At 47.6% G+C, this 668-nt stretch carries 1 protein-coding gene; it reads left to right on the top strand.

What is annotated here, in order from left to right; all coding sequences use genetic code 11:
* Nucleotides 1-3: 3 nt before the first annotated feature.
* The coding region (locus tag AB4653_RS26915) for an aminotransferase class III-fold pyridoxal phosphate-dependent enzyme (RefSeq protein ID WP_372105762.1) at nt 4-668 on the top strand (665 nt) is incomplete at its 3' end.

Here is a 668-nt window from a genome sequence, read left to right on the forward strand (position 1 = left end):
ACTATGGATCTCGCCTTTGACCGCCAGCATATCTGGCATCCTTATACATCAACGTTGACACCTCTGACCTGCTACCCAGTCACTAACGCAGACGACGTTTACCTAGAATTAGAGGGCGGAAAACGAATTATTGATGGTATGTCCTCTTGGTGGTCAACCATCCACGGCTACAATCATCCAGAGCTCAATGCTGCAGCTCACAGCCAAATCGATAAGGTTTCGCATGTTATGTTTGGAGGTATCACCCACCAGCCTGCTATCGATTTATGTAAGAAACTTTTGAACCTAGCACCAAATAATCTCGAGCACGTATTCTTGGCTGATTCAGGTTCAGTAGCCGTAGAGGTTAGTCTCAAGATGGCTCTCCAATACTGGCACGCTAAAGGGCAACCTCGTTCAAAATTCCTCACGTTGAGAGATGGTTACCACGGTGATACCTTTGCGGCAATGTCAGTGACCGATCCTGATAACTCAATGCATAGTCTCTACAAAGGCTTTTTGCCTGAGCACGTCTTTGCCGATTCACCAAAAACTGGCTTCTGGGATGAGTGGAACTCAAGTGACATCGATAGCTTTCGAGAAAAGCTAACGGTCCACCACAAAGAAGTGGCAGCTGTGATCTTAGAACCAATCGTTCAAGGCGCTGGCGGCATGCGCATCTACCACCC

This window comes from Vibrio sp. 10N.222.48.A3 (assembly GCF_041475345.1).
Classification (GTDB): domain Bacteria; phylum Pseudomonadota; class Gammaproteobacteria; order Enterobacterales; family Vibrionaceae; genus Vibrio; species Vibrio tasmaniensis_A.